This is a genomic window from Microbacterium azadirachtae, from assembly GCF_000956505.1.
GTDB lineage: Bacteria > Actinomycetota > Actinomycetes > Actinomycetales > Microbacteriaceae > Microbacterium > Microbacterium azadirachtae_A.
In genome coordinates this window covers 143,029-163,796 of record NZ_JYIX01000033.1, presented here as the reverse complement: position 1 = coordinate 163,796, position 20,768 = coordinate 143,029, and the positions used below count along the sequence as shown (strand labels likewise).

At 71.8% G+C, this 20,768-nt stretch carries 21 protein-coding genes; 17 read left to right on the top strand and 4 right to left on the bottom strand.

Translation table 11 applies throughout. The features are described 5' to 3' along the window. The first annotated feature begins 33 nt into the window (after nucleotides 1–33). The 7 genes from xdhC (at nucleotide 34) to RS86_RS08705 (ending at nucleotide 8,602) form a co-directional block, all read left to right on the top strand. Nucleotides 34–861: a xanthine dehydrogenase accessory protein XdhC gene (gene xdhC / locus RS86_RS08735; RefSeq protein WP_045271831.1), complete on the top strand. Its 828-nt coding sequence runs from the start codon at nucleotides 34–36 to the stop codon at nucleotides 859–861. Nucleotides 862–968: 107 nt separating this feature from the next. Beyond that, complete coding sequence (locus tag RS86_RS08730) at nucleotides 969–1,733, top strand: class I SAM-dependent methyltransferase (protein WP_052680171.1); 765 nt, start codon at nucleotides 969–971, stop codon at nucleotides 1,731–1,733. A gap of 47 nt (nucleotides 1,734–1,780) precedes the next feature. Next, a complete protein-coding gene (locus tag RS86_RS08725; protein ID WP_045271830.1) occupies nucleotides 1,781–2,359 on the top strand; it encodes a DapH/DapD/GlmU-related protein in 579 nt (192 codons plus the stop codon). 297 nt (nucleotides 2,360–2,656) lie between these two features. Next, nucleotides 2,657–4,006, top strand: coding sequence for an XdhC family protein (locus RS86_RS08720; protein WP_052680170.1), 1,350 nt, complete (start codon nucleotides 2,657–2,659; stop codon nucleotides 4,004–4,006). Beyond that, nucleotides 3,997–5,067: an FAD binding domain-containing protein gene (locus RS86_RS08715; protein ID WP_045271829.1), complete on the top strand. Its 1,071-nt coding sequence runs from the start codon at nucleotides 3,997–3,999 to the stop codon at nucleotides 5,065–5,067. The genes RS86_RS08720 and RS86_RS08715 overlap by 10 nt, the downstream gene beginning before the upstream one ends. After that, nucleotides 5,064–7,988: a molybdopterin-dependent oxidoreductase gene (locus RS86_RS08710; protein ID WP_235281718.1), complete on the top strand. Its 2,925-nt coding sequence runs from the start codon at nucleotides 5,064–5,066 to the stop codon at nucleotides 7,986–7,988. The genes RS86_RS08715 and RS86_RS08710 overlap by 4 nt, the downstream gene beginning before the upstream one ends. Beyond that, nucleotides 7,985–8,602, top strand: a complete 618-nt coding sequence (locus RS86_RS08705; protein WP_045271828.1) for a nucleotidyltransferase family protein — start codon at nucleotides 7,985–7,987, stop codon at nucleotides 8,600–8,602. Before RS86_RS08710 ends, RS86_RS08705 begins: the two co-directional genes overlap by 4 nt. A gap of 74 nt (nucleotides 8,603–8,676) precedes the next feature. On the opposite strand, the gene RS86_RS08700 is transcribed toward RS86_RS08705, so the two are convergent. Continuing rightward, the gene (locus RS86_RS08700; RefSeq protein ID WP_082076689.1) at nucleotides 8,677–10,221 is read right to left on the bottom strand and encodes an NCS2 family permease; all 1,545 of its coding nucleotides are present in this window, start codon (nucleotides 10,219–10,221) and stop codon (nucleotides 8,677–8,679) included. 28 nt (nucleotides 10,222–10,249) lie between these two features. Beyond that, complete coding sequence (locus RS86_RS08695) at nucleotides 10,250–10,759, bottom strand: nucleoside deaminase (RefSeq protein ID WP_045271827.1); 510 nt, start codon at nucleotides 10,757–10,759, stop codon at nucleotides 10,250–10,252. A 243-nt stretch (nucleotides 10,760–11,002) separates the two neighbouring features. Between RS86_RS08695 and RS86_RS08690 the strand changes: the two genes are divergently transcribed. The 5 genes from RS86_RS08690 (at nucleotide 11,003) to moaA (ending at nucleotide 15,560) form a co-directional block, all read left to right on the top strand. Beyond that, the gene (locus RS86_RS08690) at nucleotides 11,003–11,410 is read left to right on the top strand and encodes a TOBE domain-containing protein (RefSeq protein WP_045271894.1); all 408 of its coding nucleotides are present in this window, start codon (nucleotides 11,003–11,005) and stop codon (nucleotides 11,408–11,410) included. Beyond that, nucleotides 11,407–12,222, top strand: a complete 816-nt coding sequence (gene modA, locus RS86_RS08685) for a molybdate ABC transporter substrate-binding protein (protein ID WP_045271826.1) — start codon at nucleotides 11,407–11,409, stop codon at nucleotides 12,220–12,222. Before RS86_RS08690 ends, modA begins: the two co-directional genes overlap by 4 nt. Before the next feature lie 41 nt (nucleotides 12,223–12,263). Beyond that, nucleotides 12,264–13,130 carry an ABC transporter permease gene (locus RS86_RS08680; protein ID WP_082076688.1) on the top strand — a complete coding sequence of 289 codons (867 nt, stop codon included), beginning with the start codon at nucleotides 12,264–12,266 and terminating at the stop codon, nucleotides 13,128–13,130. Beyond that, the gene (locus RS86_RS08675) at nucleotides 13,127–14,236 is read left to right on the top strand and encodes an ABC transporter ATP-binding protein (RefSeq protein ID WP_045271825.1); all 1,110 of its coding nucleotides are present in this window, start codon (nucleotides 13,127–13,129) and stop codon (nucleotides 14,234–14,236) included. The genes RS86_RS08680 and RS86_RS08675 overlap by 4 nt, the downstream gene beginning before the upstream one ends. A gap of 199 nt (nucleotides 14,237–14,435) precedes the next feature. Then, nucleotides 14,436–15,560 (top strand): GTP 3',8-cyclase MoaA, encoded by a 1,125-nt coding sequence (gene moaA / locus RS86_RS08670; protein WP_082076687.1) that lies wholly within the window; start codon nucleotides 14,436–14,438, stop codon nucleotides 15,558–15,560. Nucleotides 15,561–15,772: 212 nt separating this feature from the next. On the opposite strand, the gene RS86_RS08665 is transcribed toward moaA, so the two are convergent. Together RS86_RS08665 and RS86_RS08660 are read right to left on the bottom strand one after the other, a co-directional pair. Then, nucleotides 15,773–16,183, bottom strand: coding sequence for a molybdenum cofactor biosynthesis protein MoaE (locus RS86_RS08665; RefSeq protein WP_045271824.1), 411 nt, complete (start codon nucleotides 16,181–16,183; stop codon nucleotides 15,773–15,775). Continuing rightward, a complete protein-coding gene (locus RS86_RS08660) occupies nucleotides 16,180–17,343 on the bottom strand; it encodes a ThiF family adenylyltransferase (protein ID WP_045271823.1) in 1,164 nt (387 codons plus the stop codon). Before RS86_RS08660 ends, RS86_RS08665 begins: the two co-directional genes overlap by 4 nt. Before the next feature lie 91 nt (nucleotides 17,344–17,434). Here RS86_RS08660 and RS86_RS08655 point away from each other — a divergent pair, with 91 nt between their 5' ends. The 5 genes from RS86_RS08655 to RS86_RS08635 all read left to right on the top strand — a co-directional run bounded on the left by RS86_RS08655 (nucleotide 17,435) and on the right by RS86_RS08635 (nucleotide 20,768). Further along, nucleotides 17,435–17,692, top strand: coding sequence for a MoaD/ThiS family protein (locus tag RS86_RS08655; RefSeq protein ID WP_045271822.1), 258 nt, complete (start codon nucleotides 17,435–17,437; stop codon nucleotides 17,690–17,692). Nucleotides 17,693–17,715: 23 nt separating this feature from the next. Further along, nucleotides 17,716–18,186 (top strand): cyclic pyranopterin monophosphate synthase MoaC, encoded by a 471-nt coding sequence (gene moaC, locus RS86_RS08650; protein ID WP_045271821.1) that lies wholly within the window; start codon nucleotides 17,716–17,718, stop codon nucleotides 18,184–18,186. Further along, a complete protein-coding gene (locus RS86_RS08645; protein WP_045271820.1) occupies nucleotides 18,183–18,686 on the top strand; it encodes a MogA/MoaB family molybdenum cofactor biosynthesis protein in 504 nt (167 codons plus the stop codon). The genes moaC and RS86_RS08645 overlap by 4 nt, the downstream gene beginning before the upstream one ends. 12 nt (nucleotides 18,687–18,698) lie before the next feature. Continuing rightward, a complete protein-coding gene (locus tag RS86_RS08640; protein ID WP_045271819.1) occupies nucleotides 18,699–19,238 on the top strand; it encodes a YaeQ family protein in 540 nt (179 codons plus the stop codon). Between the two features lie 204 nt (nucleotides 19,239–19,442). Continuing rightward, complete coding sequence (locus tag RS86_RS08635; RefSeq protein ID WP_235281715.1) at nucleotides 19,443–20,768, top strand: serine hydrolase domain-containing protein; 1,326 nt, start codon at nucleotides 19,443–19,445, stop codon at nucleotides 20,766–20,768.

The window sequence follows — 20,768 nt, the reverse complement described above, 5'->3', positions numbered from 1 at the left end:
GGTAGAAGAGTAGAAGGACAGAAGAGGAGCATCGTGGACTGGCTGGACGCGCTGCAGGATCTGCGGTCGCGACGGATCCCCGCCGTGATCGTGACCCTGGCGACCGTCCGCGGACACGCCCCGCGCAACGGCGGCGCGAAGATGGTGGTCGCCCCCGCCTCGGTGCACGGCACGGTCGGCGGAGGCAACCTCGAGCAGACCGCGATCGAGCAGGCGCGGCGGATGCTCGCCGACGGATCCGCGGAACCCGAGCTGCTCACGCTCACGCTGAGCGACAAGGCCGTCACCGAGTACGGCGTGCAGTGCTGCGGAGGAGAGGTCACCATGCTGCTCGAGCCGATCAGGGTCACCCCGGCCGTCGCCGTGTTCGGGCTCGGCCACGTGGGCCTCGAGCTCGCGCGCATCCTCGCCCGGCACGAGCTCGACCTTGTGCTCGTGGACTCGCGGGAGGAGATGCTCGCCGAGGACCGGATCGGGATCCCCGGACAGCGCGGCCCGCTCGGCGACGCCGTGGCGCGCGTGCGCATCGTGCATGCGCCCGTCCCCGAGGCGGCGCTCATGGACCTGACCCCCGGCGCGCATGTGCTGGTCATGACGCACGACCACATCGAGGACCTCGCGATCGTCGACCAGGCGCTGCGCACGGCGGACCTCGGATCCATCGGCCTGATCGGATCCGCCTCGAAATGGGCGCGCTTCCGCAAGAAGCTGCACGAGCTGGGCCAGACCGACGACGACCTCGCCCGCGTCACGACCCCGATCGGGATCCCCGAGGTCGCCGGCAAGCAGCCCGCCGTGATCGCCGTGAGCGTCGCAGCCCGGATCCTGCAGCTCATCGACGAAGCCGCTCGGGCCGAGTAGACGCGCCCGACCGGAGACGGTCCCGCCGGGCAGCCGCCCTGCAGACGACCAGTTCTCCCGCGCCAACATTTATTGAACATGTTCAGTTCATCCGCTATCGTCGTCCCATGACCGAGCTCTCGCACCGACCCGCCGTCGCGCTCGCATTCCCCGAGGCCGTGACCCCGCCCTACGACGCCGACGGCGTGCGGCAGCTGTTCGACCGCATGGCGACCTCGTACGACCGGATGAACATCGCCCTCTCACTGGGCTTCGCGACGCTGTGGCGGCGGCAACTGCTCCGCCTGGTCGGCGCGACCGGATCCCCGCGGCGCGTGCTCGACCTGATGAGCGGGCGGGGCGAGACCTGGACGGAGATCGAACGACGCCTCCCCCAGGCCGAGATCACGGCGGTCGACTTCTCCGCGCAGATGATGGCGCACGCCGAGACCCGCAGCCGCGACCGCTTCGGCGGACGGGTGCGACTGCGCCAGGAGGACGCGCTGAACGGAACGGCCGCGCACGAGTCCTTCGACGTCGTCGTCAGCGCCTACGGCCTGAAGACGTTCGACGCCCCGCAGCTGGAGCGCCTCGCGTCCGAGGTCGCGCGCGTGCTGCGCCCCGGCGGATCCTTCGCCTTCATCGATGTCACGGAGCCGACCTGCCGAGCGCTGCGGATCGCCTACCTCGCGTATCTGCGCTGGATCGTCCCGCTTGCGGGGATCCTGCTGCTCTCCGATCCCACCGAGTACCGGATGCTGCACCGCTATCTCACCGGATTCGGCGACGGATCCCGCGCCGTCGAGGCCTTCCGGGCGCATCCCGGCCTGCAGATCGAGGTACGACGACACTTCTTCGGCTGCGCGACGAGCATCAGCGGCTGGCGGTCCTGACCGCGCGCCGCGGTCCGCACGTCCGCGCCCCTTCGCATACTGGTCGGATGACGCGCGACCGCTTCCTGCCGATCCATGACCCGCAGCTCCTCGCCGCCGGCGAGCGCGTGCTGGGCGCGGAGTTCCGGGCGATGAGCGAGCGCGTGCTCGCGGCGAGCGCACTGACGTCGCGGTTCAACCTGCTGCCCTTCGACGACGAGGCAGGGCGCGCGGCCCTCCTCGAGGAGATCCTGGGGCGACCACTTCCCCCGCGCCTCACCGTCTACCCGCCGTTCTACACGGACCACGGGCTGCGACTCGAGCTCGGCGAACGCGTCTTCATCAACCAGGGCTGCACCTTCCTCGACTTCGCCGGCATCCGGCTGGGCGATGGCGTGATGGTCGGACCGAAGGCGACATTCATCACCGTCGGGCACCCCGTCGACCCCGAGGAGCGCCGGCACTACCTCTCCGGCGCGCCGATCCTCGTCGAGGACAACGTCTGGATCGGCGCGGGCGCGACGGTCCTGCCCGGTGTCACGATCGGCCGGGACGCCGTCATCGCGGCGGGCGCGATCGTGGCCGACGACGTCCCCGCCCGCTCCCTGGTCGCAGGCCCGAAGGCATCCGTGCTGCGGAGCTGGTGACGGGGCCCGGCGATCTGGCGGCTCCGGATCCGACGCACTCGCGCACCAAACCTTCGCACAGCGGAAACTAAGATCCGCCTGTCGGACTATTTGCTTGTGCGTGCGCCAGAACCGCCGTAGAATCGTCGCAGGCCTAGGCGGGTTGCGACAGCAGAACCATCTACCGGGCATCCCAGGCGGTGACGCCGTGGATCGTGACCCGGGGTTCCCTCCTCACCAGGCTTCCTCCTTCATGGTCCCGATGCACCGCCCTTGATCAGGCGCCGATGGCCGGCACCTGGATGAGGAAGGTGCCCCATGCTGGATCGCATCCACGAGTACGCCGAGTGCCTCGCCGACCCGGATCGGTGGGCGATCGCGACGATCGTCGAAGTGTCCGGATCCGTCCCCCGCCCCGCCGGCACGTCGATGGCGGTGCGCGACGACGGCCGCACGATCGGATCCGTCTCGGGCGGCTGCGTCGAAGGAGCCGTCGTCGACGCCGCGCTCGCATGCCTCGATTCCGGCGCGACCGAGCTGCACTCCTTCGGCTACGCCGACGACGACGGCCTCTCGATCGGCCTGATGTGCGGCGGCGATGTGCGCGTGCTCGTGCAGCCGCTGCGCACCCTCGGCGGCGCCGCGCCGGCTGGCCGCGCGCACCTCGTGCGCGACCTCCCGCTGCACGACACGACCGCCGGCTCCCTCCTCACGGCCGAGGGTCTCGGGATCGCACTCGGTGCGGACGCGCTCTGCCTGGCCTTCGACGGGGACGAGCTGCCCGACGAGCTCGCACGCGCCGCGGGGCACGCCGGCGACCGGATCCGCGCGGCGCTGCGCGCTGGCGGCGCCCATGTGGTCGACGTGACCGATCGCGCGACGCCGGACTGCCCGGTCGTGCGGCGCCTGCTGATCGAGTCGACGGCGACGCCCGCGCGGCTCCTCATCTACGGCGCGAACGACTTCTCCGCGGCGCTCGCGCAGGCCGCGGCCGCGCTGGGCCGGCACGTCACAGTGTGCGACGCGCGGCCCGTGTTCGCCACCCGCGCCCGCCACCCCGGTGCGCACGAGGTCGTGCTGATGCACCCGGCCGAGCACTTCGCCCAAGAGCTCGCCGCAGGCCGCATCGACGGCCGGACCGCGATCGTGATGCTCACGCACGACCCGCGCTTCGACCTGCCGGTGCTCGACGCGGCACTGCGGCGCGACGTCGCCTACGTCGGCGCGATGGGATCCCGCGTCACGCACGACAAGCGCGTGCAGGAACTGCGCGCGGGAGGGCTCACCGCCGCGCACCTCGACCGGCTGCACTCCCCCATCGGCCTGGATCTGGGTGCGCGCACCCCGGCCGAGGTCGCGGTGTCGATCCTCGCGGAGCTGATCCTCGTGGAGTCGGCTGCCCGTGTCGGATCCGGCAACGCTCCCGCCGCGGCCCGACGCCCCGCGTCGCCCGCACGGCTGCGCGACACCGCCGGCGACGTGCACGACGATGCGCGGCGGAGCGCGGAGCGCGGGGCCGCAGCGGCGACGGCGACGGCGCCGGCAGCAACGCCCCTTACGGCAGCGCCGTCGGCGGCTCGCGACCGCGCGGCGACACCGACCGCCCGCAGCTGCGCGGCGACACCGCGACGCACGACGGTGACGAAGGAGGCTCTGGCATGGATGTGACGAGCGTCGACGAGGTGCTGATGTGCGCTGATCCGCAGGAGTGGCGACCGGGGGATTCCTGGCTCGCCGGCGGCACCGTCCTCTTCTCCTACGGCACCGACATCACCCGCGGCGCCCCCACCCGGCTCCTCGACATCACCGACGCCGGTTGGCCCCCGCTCATCTGGCACCACCCACCTTCGAGTCGTCCCCATGAGCGCACCCCAGGGGGTCCGCTGACAGGGACGACGCGAGAGGTGGAGGGGGTGCCTTCGCTGGAGATCGCGGCGACGTGCCGGATCGCGGAGCTGCGCGCTCTCGCCGACGACCCGCTCCCCGGAGGCATGCCCCGGGCGATGCTGCCCGGGCTGGACCTGATCGCGCCGGCGTGCGACTCCTTCGTCGCGTCCTGGAAGATCTGGAACGTCTCGACCGTGGGCGGCAACGTCGCGACGGGGCTCCCCGCCGGCCCGATGATCTCGCTGCTGAGCGGCTGGGACGCGACCGCGCTGATCCTGTGCCCTGACGGCTCCGCACGGCGCACCCCCGTGGCCGACCTCATCGTCGGCCCTGCCCGCACCCGGCTCGCCGACGGCGAGCTGATCCGCAGCTTCCTCGTGCCGGGCGACGCCCTCGCGCAGACGCCCGCGTTCCGCCGGATCTCGCTCACCGAGCGCGGGCGCTCCGCCGCCCTGCTGATCGGACGGCGCACCTCGGCGTCGTCACTGCGGCTCACCGTCACGGCGTCGACGTTCCACCCGATCGTGCTCGACGTGAGAGCGGATCCGGGTGCCGTCCCCGGGGGCGAGACCCCCGGACCGGCGGTCGGCACGATCGGCGACGCCCCCGCACCCTCGGTCCGCGCCGACGGCGCGGCCTGGCGCGACGCGATCGATTCCGCGGTCGCCGGCACGCGCGGCTGGTACGACGACATCCACGGCGAACCGGCCTGGCGGCGGCTGATGACGCACCGCCTCGGCGAGGAGATCCTCGCCGAACTGCTGCCGGAGTCCGCCTCCGGTATCGACGACGCGATCGGGCGGGTCACGGGCGACCTGCGCATCGAGAGGAGCACGCTGTGAGCAGTATTCCGACGGCCCGCACAGAGCGCGAGACACCGGATCCGACACGAGACACCACGTCTGCCGTGGTGTCTCCTGCAGATAGTGGTTTCTCGCGAGCGCCCCACGCCTGCGGCCCGCACGCGACCCTCGACGGACGCGCGGTCGCCGTCGAACCCGAGCCCGGACAGTGCCTGCGCACGTGGCTGCGCGATCAGGGCTCGTACGGCGTGAAGAAGGGGTGCGACGGCGGCGACTGCGGCGCGTGCACCGTGATCGTCGACGGCGACCCCGTGCACAGCTGCGTGTACCCCGCGCACCGCGCCGCCGGCCGGGACATCGTCACGGTCCAGGGCCTCGGCACCCCCGAGGATCCGCACCCGGTGCAGGAGCGGTTCCGCCGCGCGGCCGGCTTCCAGTGCGGGTTCTGCACTGCCGGCATGGTGTGCACGGTCGCGTCGATGCCGAAGGGTGCAGAGGAGGATCTCGGCCGCACGCTCAAGGGCAACATCTGCCGATGCACCGGCTACCGCGCGATCGAGGACGCGGTGCGGGGCGCCGTGAACATCGACGACCGCGCCGGAGGCGTCGGCCGCGCGACGGGCGCCCCCGCCGCGACCGGGGTCGTCACCGGCACCGTCCGCTACACGATGGACATCGACCCCGCAGAGCTCCCCGCCCCGCTGCTGTACGCGGCGGTCGTGCGCAGTCCGCACCCGCACGCACGGGTCGTCCTGGTCGACGCGACCCGCGCCCTGGCCGCCGACGGCGTGGTGCGCGTGCTCAGCCGGGAGGACGCGCCGACGACCGTCTTCTCCACGGCGCAGCACGAGATCGAGGCCGACGACCCCTACGACACCCGCGTGTTCGACGAGTACGTGCGCTTCGTCGGGCAGCGCGTGGCGCTGGTCGTCGCGGAGTCGCAGCGCGCGGCGGAGCGCGCCGCCCGCCTCGTCGACGTCGAGTACGAGATCCTGCCGGCGAACACGGATCCGGAATTCGCCGACGCCGCAGGCACGGTCGCACTGCACGGGGCGGCCTCCCCCGCCGGACAGCGGGCGCGGGCGCACGGCGGATCCGTGCCCGACCCCGAGGGCGTCGCCCTCGCCGAGGCCAACATCGTGATGGAGATGAGCTCCGAGGTCGGCGACCTCGCGGCCGAACTCGCCGCGAGCGACGTCGTCGAGGAGCGCACCTTCCACACCCACCGCGTCTCGCACACGGCTCTCGAGACCCACGGATCCATCGCCTGGCAGGATCCGGACGGCCGCTTCGTCGTGCGCAGCAGCACCCAGGTGCCGTTCCTCGCCCGGCGCACCCTCGCCCGGATCTTCGGCATCGACAAGGAGCGGCTGCGCGTCTACTCCGCGCGCGTCGGCGGCGGCTTCGGCGGCAAGCAGGAGGTGTTCACCGAGGATCTGGCCCTGCTCGCGACGATGGCGACCGGCCGCCCGGTGCGCGTCGAGTTCTCCCGCAAGGAGGTGCTGACCGCGACGAGCGTGCGGCATCCGTTCCGGATCAGGGTGCGCATGGGCGCGACCGCGGACGGGCGGATCACCGGAATCGGCGTCGACGTGCGCTCCAACACCGGCGCGTACGGCAACCACGGACCCGGTGTGATGTTCCACGGCGTGGGCGAGTCGATCGCCGTGTACCTCGCGGCGGCGAAGAAGATCGACGCCGACGTCGTCTATACGAACACCGTGCCCTCCGGCGCCTTCCGCGGCTACGGCCTCAGCCAGATGATCTTCGCGATCGAGTCGACCGTGGACGAGCTCGCGCGCCGGCTGGGGATGGATCCGCTCGCATTCCGCACCGCGAACCTCATCGGGCAGGACGACGCCATGATCGCCGCGCACGAGGAGCCCGACCTCATCATCGGCAGCTACGGGCTCGACGAGTGCGTGCGGATCGTGCGCGACGGCCTGGAGCGCTCCCGCGAGGAGGACGCCGCATCGCTCCCCGGCCCTTCGACGGGCTCGGGGACCGGATGGCGGCTCGGGGAGGGATCCGCGGTCGCGATGATCGCCACGGTCCCCCCGCACGGGCACCATTCGCACACCGTGATCCGGCTCGGGGCGGACGGGACGTTCGGCCTCGACGTCGGCACGGCGGAGTTCGGCAACGGCACCTCCACGGTGCACCAGCAGATCGCCGCGACCGTGCTGCAGACCACGACCCACGCGGTGCGGCTGCGCCAGTCCGACTCGGATCTGGTGCCGCACGACACCGGTGCTTTCGGGTCGACGGGAACCGTCGTCGCGGGGCGGGCCACGCACGCCGCCGCGACCGCACTGGCCGAGCGCATCCGCGCCCGCGCCGCCGAGCTGCTGGACGCACCCCTCGCCGAATGCGTGCTGACCGGCGCTCGCGTGATCCGCGGTGAGCAGTCGGTCAGCCTTTCCGACGTGGCCGCCGACGCGGAGCGCCGGGGCGAGCCCCTCGAGGAGAAGGGGTACTGGGGCGGCACGCCGCGCTCGGTCGCCTTCAACGTGCAGGGGTTCCGCGTCGCGATCGACGAGGCAACGGGCGAGCTGCGGATCCTGCGGTCCATCCACGCCGCCGACGCCGGCGTCGTCGTCAACCCCGAGCAGTTCCGTGGTCAGGTCGAGGGCGGCATCGCGCAGGGCATCGGCGCCGCGCTGCACGAGATCGTGCGGCTGGACGACGACGGCACCGTGGTGTCGGACATCCTGCGGCAGTACCACGTGCCCACGTTCGCCGACATCCCGCGCTCCGAGGTGCACTTCGCGCAGACCTCCGACGCGCTCGGCCCTCTCGGGGCCAAGTCGATGAGCGAGTCGCCGTTCAACCCGATCGCCCCGGCGCTGGCCGCGGCGATCCGCGACGCGACCGGGATCCGCATGACCGCCACGCCGTTCACGCGCGATCGGATCCACGCCGCGATCCTCGAGCGGGATGCGGCGGAGGCGACCCGATGACCACGCGCACCCACCACGCGATCGTGCTCGCGGCCGGACGCGGCACCCGCCTCGGCCGTGGGCCCAAGGCGCTCCTCCCCTGGAACGGCGAGGTGCTCGTCACCCGGGCCGCGCGGGCCGCGGCGGAGGCCGGCTGCAGCGTCACGGTCGCGGTCGGCCCCGCCGCCCGCACCGCGCGCAGCTGGCTCCGCGCCCGCTGCCCGGCGGCGCACGTCATCGAAGTGCACGACGCGCGGCTGGGCATGTCCGCCTCGCTGCGGGCGGCCGTGCTGCCGCTCGTCGTGACCGACGCGCCGCCGCACGCTGTGGTCGTGCTGCTCGTGGATCAGCCGGGCGTCGACGCATCCGTGATCCGGCGCCTCTTCGCAGCCCACCGGCCGGGACGCGTCGCCCGCGCGATGTGGCACGGCATCCCCGGCAACCCCGTGGTGTTCGGCACCGGCGACCTCTGCTCCGCCGCGGCCCTCGCCGAGGGCGATGCCGCGGCTCGGGCCTGGATCGCGCGGAACCGCCATCTCGTCGACGACGTGGAGTGCGGCGATCTGGGTCGCGGCGACGACATCGACGAGCCCGCCGATCTCGCATCCTGGCCGGAGCTGCGCGTCCCCCGCTGACCGCGGGGCCGGCGCGCCGGTGCACGCCGAAGCCCCCGACCCGCACACGCGGACCGGGGGCTTCGAACGACGGCTCAGTGACTGAGGATCTGCTCCACCGGTCCGCGCACGAAGTAGAGCGCGAATCCGCCGGCGACGATCCACATCAGCCAGTGGACCTTCTTCGCCCGTCCGGAGAGGACGTTGATGAGTGCCCACGAGATGCAGCCGACGCCGATGCCGTTGGCGATCGAGTAGGTCAGCGGCATCGTCACGATCGTAAGGAAGGCCGGGAGGGCGACCGCGAAGTTGGTGAACTTGATCTCGCGGATCTGTCCCATCATCATGGCGCCGACGATGACGAGGGCGGCCGAGCCGACCTCGATCGGCACCACGAGCGTGAGCGGCGTCAGGAACATCGACAGCAGGAACAGCACGCCGACCACGAGCGAGGCGAGACCCGTGCGGGCGCCCTCACCGATGCCGGAGGCACTGTCGACGTAGACCGTGTTCGACGAGGTCGAGGTCATGCCTCCCGCGACGGCGCCGAAGCCCTCGACGACGAACGCGGAACGCAGCCGCGGGAACGTGCCGTCCTTGTAGGCCAGGCCCGCGTTCTTCGCGAGACCGGTCATCGTGCCCATCGCGTCGAAGAAGTTCGAGAACACCAGGGTGAAGACGAGCATCGTCGCCGAGAGCGCACCGACGCGGCCGAAGGCGCCGAACAGATCGAACTGCCCCACCAGACTGAAGTCCGGAATCGTGACCAGCGAGCTCGGCAGCTCGGGGATCGTCATGTGCCAGCCGTTCGGGTCCTTGAACGAGGGGCCGAGCTGCAGCACCGCCTGGGCGATGAGCGCGACGATCGTGGTGGCGACGATGCCGATCAGGATGCCGCCAGGAACCTTCCGCGCCACCAGGATGCCGATCACGACGAGGCCCAGCAGGAAGATGAGCGTCGGAACCGAGGTGATGGATCCGTCGTTGCCGAGCTGCACAGGCGGGCCGCCGGGGCCGGCGGTGCGGTTGACGAAGCCCGAGTCGACGAAGCCGATGAAGGCGATGAACAGACCGATGCCGACGGTGATCGCGGCCTTGAGCGGCTGCGGCACGGCGTGGAAGATCGCAGTCCGGATGCCGGTTGCTCCGAACAGCACGATCAGGATGCCATTGATGACCACGAGCCCCATGGCCTCGGCCCAGGTCACCTGACCGACGACCGCGACCGCGAGGAAGGAGTTGATTCCGAGGCCCGCGGCGAGCGCGAACGGCAGCCGTGCGATCACGCCGAACAGGATCGTCATGACGCCGGCGGTGAGGCCTGTCGCCGCACCGATCTGCGCCGCATCCAGGGCGTGGCCCGCGACGTCCTTCGTGCCGCCGAGGATCAGCGGGTTCAGGATGACGATGTAGGCCATCGTGACGAAGGTCACGATGCCGCCTCGGATCTCACGACCGACGGTCGAACCGCGGCGGGTGATGCTGAAGAACCGGTCGAGACCGTTCTTGGGCTCGACCTCGACCGTCGAGGTGGCGCCGGTCTTCAGAGGAGGAAGCGCTTCCTCCTGGCGGGAGAACAGGGCCGTGGCCTCGTTCTCGGGTGTTCCCTCTGCTTCGGGGGTGGGAGTGGGGGACGTCATTGTCTTCTCCTGGATTCGTCGGGTCGGGTCAGTACTCGATACGGGTGGTGGTGAGGTTCCACTCGGTGAAGGGCGCGACGCGCTCCTCAGCGGGCAGGGCGATGTCGGAGACGGGCATGAGCGCCTTGTCCTCGGGCCCTCCCTCGAAATAGCGGTAGAACACCGCGTCGTCGAAGCCGGCGTCGGCGGCGTCGTCGCGGTTGGCCGCGAAGTACACGCGGTCGACGCGCGCCCACAGCGACGTCGCGAGGCACATCGGGCACGGCTCGCAGCTCGTGTAGAGCGTGGCGCCGGAGAGGTCGAACGTGCCGAGCTGCTGGCACGCGTTGCGGATCGCGGTCACTTCGGCGTGCGCCGAGGGGTCGAGGTTCGCGGTCACCCGGTTGACGCCTTCGAAGACCCGGCCGTCGGCCGAGACGATGAGGGCGCCGAACGGACCTCCGGCGTTTCGGACGTTGTCCGTGGCGAGGGCGACGGCCTGAGCGAGATACTCCGCGGGTGTCGTCGCAGCGGATGAAGGCGCACTGGTGCTGTTCATGGAGAGCTTCCTTGCTGTCGTCGCAGTGATACGGCTTCCGGTCGGGCCCCTCGTCGGGCCCTTCCTCGAGATAAGTACGTCGAACCGCTAGGTTGTCATCCCGCCTCCGGCTGCTGATACGGCCTCGGGCTGGAATGACACTAACAGCGTTCCCCTGCCACGTCCATGGTTTTTTGGAACCCATATTCCACATTGTGATAATCCGTGTTGCTTCTCCGCATTCGCGGCGCTATGGTCGTCGCCATGACGCATTTTCGGATCCGCGAGGCTGCCGGCCTGCTGGGAGTCAGCGATGACACCGTGCGCCGCTGGGCCGCGGACGGCATCCTGACCCTGTCCACCGACGCGACGGGGCACCAGGTCGTGCCCGGCGCGGAGCTCGCCGAACGCGCCCAGGCGCTGGCCAGCGAACCGGATCCGGGCGACAACGTGCTGCGCAGCGCGCGCAACCGCTTCGTGGGCCTCGTCACCGCCGTGCGCGTCGAGGGGCTGATGGCGCAGATCGAGCTGCAGAGCGGTCCGCATCGCATCGTGTCGCTCATGAGCGCCGAGGCCGCCGCCGAGCTCGGGCTCGAGGTCGGCAGCAAGGCCGTCGCCGTCACCAAAGCCACCATGATGATCATCGAAACCGAAAGGACCGAGTCACGATGACCCGATCCCCCCTCCCGTTCCGCCTGTCCGCGATCGCCGCCACGGCTCTTGCCGCAGCTCTCGCCCTGACCGCGTGCTCCGGCGCGGCTCCCGCCGCGACCCCGACGCCCACCAGCACCGCCGCAGCCTCGACCGTGAGCGGCGAGCTCACCGTGTTCGCGGCGGCATCGCTGAGCCAGGCGTTCGACCAGATCACCACGGCCTTCGAGGCCGAGAACCCGAAGGTGCACGTCAACCCGATCACGTACGACGGATCCTCGACGCTCGCGACGCAGATCATCGAGGGCGCACCGGTCGACGTGTTCGCCTCGGCGGATCAGAAGAACATGGACAAGGTGACCCAGGCGAGCCTCGCAGGCGTCGCTCCGGTCTTCACGACGAACGTGCTGCAGATCGCGGTCGCGCCGGGCAACCCGCTCAAGGTCAAGGACCTCGCCTCGCTCGCCGACCCCGGTCTCAAGCTCGTGCTGTGCGCCCCCGCCGTGCCGTGCGGCAACGCCGCGAAGACGCTGCTCGACGCGGCGAGCGTGACCGTGACGCCCGCCAGCGAGGAGCAGAACGTGACGGCGGTGCTCGCGAAGGTCAAGGCCGGCGAGGCCGATGCCGGGCTCGTGTACTCGACCGACGTCAAGGCCGCGGGATCCGCCGTGACCGGCATCGCGATCGCGGGCGCGGACAAGGCGACCAACAAGTACCCGATCACGGTGCTCAAGGCCTCGAAGAACGCCGAGGCCGCCACCGCCTTCCAGGCCTTCGTGCTGTCGGACAAGGGCCAGAAGATCCTCAAGGATCTGGGGTTCGGCGGCGCATGAGAACGGGGGGCCGGAGGGCGCCGCGCGCGGTCGGGTCGTCGATGACGGCGGCCGCACGCGGCGACTCCCCGACCCCGGATGCCGCCTCCTCGCTCCCCGAGCCCGTCGCACGACGGCGCGGAGAGCACCTGCCCGCCTGGTTGCTGATCCCGGCGATCATCGCGGTGCTGCTGCTGGTGCTGCCCTTCGTCGCGCTGCTGGTGCGGCTGGACTGGGCGACGGTTCCGGCGGCGATCACGTCTCCCGCAGCGCTGCAGGCGCTCGGGCTCTCCCTGACCACCGCCGCGATCGCGACAGTGATCTGCGCGATCCTCGGGGTGCCGCTCGCCGTCGCGATGGCGCGCAGTCCCGGCTGGCTGGCCTCGGTGCTGCGCACGCTGACCACCCTGCCGCTCGTGCTGCCCCCGCTCGTCGGGGGCATCGCCCTGCTCGCCCTGCTCGGACGCAACGGCCTGCTCGGCGGGGCGCTGGCGGTCTCCGGGATCAGGATCCCGTTCACGACCGCGGCCGTGGTGATCGCGCAGGCGTTCGTCGCGCTGCCGTTCCTGGTGATCTCGATCGAGGGCGCGCTGCGCGCGATCGGCACCGAGCACGAGCGGGTCGCGGCGGGTCTCGGCGCGAGCCGGTTCACGGTCTTCCGCAGGGTGACGCTGCCGCTCGCCGCGCCTGGGCTCATCGCCGGCACCGTGCTGTGCTTCGCCCGGGCGCTCGGGGAGTTCGGCGCGACCGCGCTGTTCGCGGGCAACGCCGCCGGGGTCACCCGCACCATGCCGCTCGCGATCTACACGGCGTTCAACGGCGCAGGTGTCGAGGAGGACACGGCGATCGCGCTGTCGCTCCTGCTGATCCTCGTCGCCCTCGCGGTGCTCGTGCTGGTGCGCGGCTGGCGGGCGGGGGCCGTGCGATGAGGGTCGACCTGAGCACGCGCCGCGGCGGATTCGCGATGTCCGCGGCGTTCGAGGCGCAGCCGGGAGAGATCCTCGCGGTCATCGGCCCGAACGGATCGGGCAAGTCGACGCTGCTGAACGCGATCGCGGGTCTCCTTCCCGCCGCCGGATCCGTCGCGGTCGGCGACCGCGTGCTCGACGCCCCGGCCGGCCCCGGCGCGGCACGCGGGGTCCACGTCCCCCCGGCGCGCCGGCGCATCGCGCTGCTCGGCCAGCGCCCACTGCTGTTCCCGCACCTGTCCGTGCGCGAGAACGTGGCGTTCGGGCCGCGCGCGCAGGGTGTTCCGCGCGCCGAGGCCCGGCGTCGCGCCGAGCGGCGGCTGGAGGAGGTGGGGCTCGGCGGCCTCGCCGCACGCCGTCCCGCGGAGCTCTCCGGCGGGCAGCAGCAGCGCGCCGCGATCGCGCGCGCCCTCGCCTCCGAGCCCGATGCGCTGCTGCTGGACGAGCCGTTCGCCGCGCTGGACGCGCCGTCGGCCGCACAGGCCCGCCGTCTGATCGCGGCGCAGCAGGGCGAGAGCCCCGCGATCCCGATCGTGCTCGTCACGCACGACCCGATGGACGCGCTGATCCTCGCCGCGCGCACGCTCGTGATGCACGACGGCTCCGTGGTGCAGGGCGGCAGCACCGCGGAAGTGCTGGGGCATCCGCGTTCGGAGTTCGTGGCCGCGCTCGCCGGCGTGAACCGCCTCGAGGCGGTCGGCGCGGATGACGGCGCCGTCTCCGCGGGCGCGCTCCTGCTCCGCGGGCGGGGCGACGCGCTGCGGGTGGGCGGGGCCGGCAGCGTCGTGTTCGCACCGGGTTCCGTGCGGGTGGATCCGCTCGACGAATCCGGAAGTCTCGACCGCTCCGCGACCCTCGAATCCGCCCCGGCGCCGAATCGCTGGACGGGGCGCGTCGCGCAGCTCGATCCGATCCCCGGCGGGATCCGCCTGCACACCGCGGAGCATCCCGGGATCGCCGTGGACTGCCCGTCCACGCACGCCGTCGGCCTCGGACTGCACCCCGGACAGCGCCTCTCGTTCCGCATCGACGAGGCCGACGTCTCGATCCGCGGCGACGCCGGCTGACCCTCGCGCCGGTCCCTGAGCGAGCGGAGCGAGACGGTCCCTGAGCGAGCGGAGCGAGACGGTCCCTGAGCGAGCGGAGCGAGACGGTCCCTGAGCGAGCGGAGCGAGACGAGGGGCGTCCCGCGGCCTCGTGTTGCGCTGCGCGGATCCCGCTCCCTCCCAGCGGTGCTACGGTTGCCCATCGAAAGGGGGCCGACCGATGACGATCTCGCCGCGATCACTCGAGGCCGATGCCGCTCCGGCGCGCGCCGGCTCGTCCCCCGACGTCCCTCGAAGCGCTCGGCGGCTGCCCTCGACCGGCGTCCTCGACACCAGGGACCGCCCGCTGCGCGACCTCCGGATCTCGGTCACGGACCGGTGCAATTTCCGCTGCGTCTATTGCATGCCGCGCGAGGTCTTCGGTCGGGACTATGCATTCCTGGAACGGCATGAACTGCTCACCTTCGAGGAGATCGAGCGGATCGCGCGGGCCGCTCTCGCGAACGGCGTCCGCAAGCTGCGCCTCACCGGAGGCGAGCCGCTGCTGCGCCGAGGGATCGAAGATCTGATCGCACGGCTCGCGGCTCTGCGCACCCTCGACGGCGCCAAGCCGGAGATCGCGCTGACGACGAACGGATCCGCTCTCGCCGTCAAGGCCGAAGCTCTCAAGGAGGCGGGCGTCGACCGCGTCACGGTATCGATCGATTCCCTCGACGATCAGCTGTTCCGTCGCATGAACGACGTGGAGTTCCCCGTTGCGCGCGTGCTGCAGGGCATCGACGCGGCGCAGGCCGCCGGCATGCCCGTGAAGCTCAACACGGTCGTCAAGCGGGGCCTCAACGACGGCGAGATCCTGAGTCTTGCGGAGCACTTCCGCGGCACCGGTCACGTGCTGCGCTTCATCGAATACATGGACGTCGGCGCGACCAACGGCTGGAGCCTCGACGAGGTGGTCCCCTCGGCGGAGATCGTCGCGACGATCGACGCCCGGTTCCCGCTCGAGCCCGTCTCCCCCGCCGCCACCGGCGAGACGGCGAAGCGCTGGCGCTACGCCGACGGATCCGGGGAGATCGGCGTGATCTCATCCGTCACCAACGCGTTCTGCGGCACCTGCAACCGCGCGCGGCTCTCCACCGAGGGGCGCCTGTTCACGTGCCTGTTCGCGACCGAGGGCCACGACCTGCGCGCGCTGCTGCGCGGCGGCGCGGACGATGCGGAGCTCACCGCGACGCTGGCCAGGATCTGGGGCGTCCGCGACGACCGCTACTCCGAGATCCGATCGAGCCTCACCCCCGAGCTGCGCGCCGCCCGCGACCGCATCGAGATGAGCTACATCGGGGGCTGATCGGGAGGGGTCTGGTCCTCTCCGCACGTCTCGACCGTCGTCGACGCCCCCACTGAGGATCCGCGCCCCCTCTGAGACGCGTACCTGCGAGGGGGCGCCGGCCGCCAGAGGGGGCGTCGAGGCCAGGCCGCGCCCCAGAACGGCGCCGCAAGAAGCGGGGCGCCCCACGCGGCATCGCCCCGCCTGGCATCACCCCGCCGGAGGCGGGCCCGTCAGAGTCCGACCCACTCCGAGACGCCGTCGGCGTAGTGCTGGCGCTTCCAGATCGGCACGCCGCGCTTGATCTCCTCGACCAGGCGCTCGCACGCCTCGAACGCCTCCTTGCGGTGTCCGGCCGACGCGGCCGCGAACAGGGCGACGTCGCCGATCCGGAGGTCGCCGACACGGTGCGCGGCCGCGACGAGCAGCCCGGTCTCGGCCGTCACGCGCTCCACGATCTCCTCGAGGAAACGCTCCGCGTCGGGGTGCGCGCGGTAGTCCAGGGAGCGCACCGCCTGCCCGCCGTCGTGGTCGCGCACCACGCCGCAGAACATCACGGTCGCGCCGTGCGCCGCGTCGCCGACCGCCGCCCGGATGACCGCCTCGTCCAGGGGCTCGTCACTGATGATCGCGCGTTCGCTCATTCCGACTCCGTCCGCTCGCTCGGCGCGGCCGCGGCGCCCGTGCCCTCGGTCTGCCCGCCGACGGCGGCGAAAGCCCTGATCCCGCCCGCGAGGTAGTGCGCGTCGATCCCGCGCTCGCGCAGCACGCGCACCGCACGCTGGGAGCGCGGATCCTTCTCGCAGAACACGACGACCGACCCGTCGCCGGGCGCCCCGGGAATCGGCGCACCGCCTTCGAGCGCACCGAGCGGCAGCGCCATGGCCCCCGGGATGCCCCGCAACAGGGTCTCGTGCGGCTCGCGCACGTCGAGGAGTCGCACGTCGCCCTCGCGCCGCATCCGCAGCACCTCGGCGGCCGACAGCGCGGAGGCGTCGCCAGCGGCGGCCGTGCCGCAGAACAGCTCGTAGTCGATCAGCCCGTCCACGGCCGGCGCGTCCTCGGCGCGCTCGAACCCGATCTCGCGGGTGCGCGCGGTGAGCGCGTCGTAGAACAGCACCCGACCGACGAGCGGTTCGCCGATGCCCGTGACGAGCTTGACAACCTCGGTCGCCATGAAGGATCCGATCGCGGTGCACAGGCTCGCGAGCACTCCGCCGAGCTCGCACGACAGCACCTCGTCCGCGGCCGGCGGCGCGGGGAAGAGGTCGCGGAACCCGACCTCGGGCACGGCCACGCCGACCTGCCCCTGGAAGCGCAGGATGGATCCCCAGACCAGGGGCTTGCCGGCGAGGCGCGCGGCGTCGTCGGCGAGGTAGCGGGTGGGGAAGTTGTCGCTGCCGTCGACGAGGAGGTCGTATTCGGCGAGTATTCCCGGCAGGGTCTCGGCGGTCGCACGCTCCCGGTAGGGGCGCACCAGGATCTCGGGATCGATGTCCCGCACGGTGTCGGCGAGGGATCCGACCTTGGACCGTCCGATGTCGTCCATGCCGTGGCTGAGCTGGCGGTGCAGGTTGGACAGCTCCACCACGTCGTCGTCGATGACGCCGATCGTGCCGACGCCGCTCCCCGCGAGCGCGGGGACGAGGGCACTTCCGAGACCGCCCGCCCCGATCACGAGCACGCGGGCCGCACGAAGGCGCCGCTGCGCGGTCTCGCCGAAGCCCGGCAGCATGAGCTGGCGGCTGTAGCGGGCGATGTGTTCGGGCGGCAGTTCCGGCCCCGGCTCGACGAGCGCGATCATAGGATCGAGTGTACGCGGGGAAAGCCCCGCGGGACTCTTGGATTTCCATGATGCGGATGCTGAATTCCGCAATACGGGCTAGATTGAGGACATGGCCACCATCACCGTGCGGTACTTCGCCGCGGCCGCCGAGGCCGCCGGACGCGATCAGGAGCAGCTGACCGTCGACGGCCCGGATGCCGTCTCGACGGTCGGAGCGCTGCGCGCGGAGCTGCTCGGGCGCTACGGTGAGCCGATGGCGAAGGTCCTGAAATCCGGATCCTTCCTCGTCGACGGCACGGTCAGCCGCGACGACGCCCGCCCGCTGGGAGCGACCGTCGACATCCTGCCGCCCTTCGCCGGCGGCTGAGCACGCACGAGTCTGGAGACGTGATGAGCGAGCTGACGCACCTGAGGGCCGATGGATCCGCGCACATGGTGGACGTGACAGACAAGGCCGTGACCCGCCGCGAGGCGCGCGCGCAGGCTGTGCTGCAGACCACCGCGGACGTGGTCGCGAAGATCGCCGACGGCTCGCTGCCCAAGGGCGAGGCGCTCGGCACCGCGCGCATCGCCGGGATCATGGGCGCCAAGCAGACCTCGGCGCTCATCCCGCTCTGCCACCCGCTGCCGCTGAGCCGGGTCGAGATCGACCTCGTACCGGAGGGCGACCGCGTGCGCATCCTCGCGACCGCCGTCACGAAGGGCGTCACGGGCGTCGAGATGGAGGCGCTCACGGCCGCGAGCGTGGCGGCGCTCACCCTCTACGACATGATCAAGGCCGTCGACAAGCACGCGGTGATCGGCGACATCCGCGTGCTCGCGAAGTCCGGCGGCAAGAGCGGCGACTGGACCGCGGAGTGACCACGGAGCAGCCGTCCCCCCGGTCCGCGATCGTGCTCGTGGTGTCGACCCGCGCCTCCGCGGGCGTCTACGCCGACGAGACGGGTCCGATCATCCGCGCATGGCTCGCCGAGCGCGGGTTCGCGACCGGGGATCCGGTCGTCGTCGCCGATGCCTCCGTCGCGGACGCCCTCACGGCCGCGCTCGACGGCGCCCCCGATCTAGTGCTCACCACGGGCGGCACCGGGCTCTCCCCCGACGACCGCACACCCGAGGCGACCGCGGCCCTGCTCGACCGCGAGATCCCCGGGCTCATGGAGGAGCTGCGTCGCCGCGGCCTCGCCGCGACCCCGATGGCGCTGCTCACCCGCGGCGTGGCCGGAGTCGCGGGCCGTACAGTCGTGATGAACCTGCCGGGCTCGCGGGGCGGAGTGCGCGACGGGCTCGCCGTGCTGGATCCGATCCTCGACCACCTGCTCGCCCAGCTCCGCGGCGCGGGCGACCACGGACGCACCCCGTAGGCTGAGACGCCTATGGCTATCGGGGCGACGATCCACACCTTCGACGTGCAGCTGGCGGACACCGACCGCGGCGTCTACGAGGACTACTCGCTGCGCGTGGCGCGGCACCCCTCCGAGACCGACGCGTACATGCTGACCCGGCTGCTCGCCTACGAGCTGGAGTTCACCGAGGGCGTCGCGTTCAGCGAGGGCCTCTCCTCCACCGACGAGCCCGCCGTCGTCGTGCGCGATCTCACCGGGCGCATCACGGGATGGATCGAGGTCGGCGCTCCCGACGCCGAGCGCCTGCACTACGGCAGCCGCCTGGCCGATCGCACCGTCGTCTACACGCACCGCGATCCGGCCAAGGTCATGGCACCGTGGGAGGGCAAGCGGATCCACCGCGCAGAGGACATCCGCGTCTACAGCTTCGACCCCGGCTTCATCGAGTCCGCCGTGCCGCTGCTCGAGCGCCGCAACACCGTGACGATGACCGTCACCGAGCAGGTGCTGTACCTCGACCTCAACGGCACGACGCTGACGACGACGATCCACGAGCACGAACTCGGCTGACCCCGGGGGGCGATCTCCGGGCGTCATCGACATGATCGCGCCGGGCCCCTACAGTGTGCTCAAGAGCGTGTCTGGTCCGTACCCGACACCGCAGAGTCACCCTCCCCGCCCGGGCGCAACCCGCTCCGACGACGGCCGGCCCTGAGGATTCACCCCGCTGGAGATCCGATCCCGCGCCCCGCGCGCAGCACGGAGGACGTCCCGATGCCCATGGTCGAACCGCACCGTCTGCGCCCCCGCGGTCAGCACCCCTCCCGGTCCCTGCGCTCGCGGTCCCTGCGCTCGCGGGGCGCGGTGGCCCTGGCGAGCGCCGTCCTGCTCGTCCTGACGGGGTGCACGGCCACTCGCACCGCACCGCCCTCCCCCCGTGCGCCGTCCTCGGCCGCGGCGATCGATCCGGCGGCGTGCATCCCCGACCCCGCGGCGGTGGTCGACCGCCGGCCAGGCGCCGCGACGAAGGGGAACCTCTCCCCCGCGCTGACCGAGTCCCTCGACGCCGCGGCCTCGGCAGCGTTCACCGCGACGACCGCGCCGGGTGCGGTCGTCGCCGTGCGATCCCCGAAGGGCACCTGGGTGGACGCCTACGGCGTCGCGGATCTGACGACCGGGGCGCCGCTCACCACCGACGTCCACCATCGGATCGGATCGGTGACCAAGACGTTCACGACGACGCTGATCATGCAGCTGGTCGCACGCAAGAAGCTGTCCTTGAGCGATCCGATCAGCAGGTACGTGCCGAATGTGCCGAACGGATCCGAGATCACGATCCTCCAGCTCGCGAACATGACCAGCGGCATCGCCAACTACACCGACGACCTCGAGTTCATGAAGCTGTATCTCACCGACTACAGCATCATCTGGACCGTCGACCAGCGCCTGGCGACGGCTTTCGCGATGCCTCCGACGTCCGCGTCCGGCGCCGAGTTCCACTACTCGAACACCAACACGGTCCTGCTCGGGGAGGTCGTGGAGAAGATCACAGGGCACACGCTCGCCGAAGAACTCCAGCGACAGATCTTCGATCCGCTCCGCCTGACCGCCACCTCGTACCCGCTGGCGAGCGCTGTCATGCCCGATCCGCATGCGCACGGCTACACGAACCTCGGGATCGTCTCCGGCGCGATCAGCGCGGATGCGCCGCTGCGGGACAGCACCGCCTGGAACGTCTCCCAGGCCGGCGCATCCGGGGAGATCATCAGCCGCGTCGACGACCTGCTCACGTACGGACGCGCTCTCGGCACCGGGCAGGGGCTGCTCCCCCGGGACGCGCAGATCCAGCGGCTGTCATCCATCCCGGTGCCCTCGGGCTACGGCATCGGCATGAACTGCGTGCAGGGCTGGATCGGCCACAACGGGCAGGTGCCCGGCTTCAACACGGCGCTGTACTACGACACCCGCACCGACACCACGGTCGTCGTCGAGGTCAACGGAGACCACCCCACCGGAACGACGGGGACGACTCCGGCGGACGCGATCTTCTACGCCGTCGCGGCCGCCCTGGGGCGGGGCCTCGAAGGGGCGGCCGGCTGA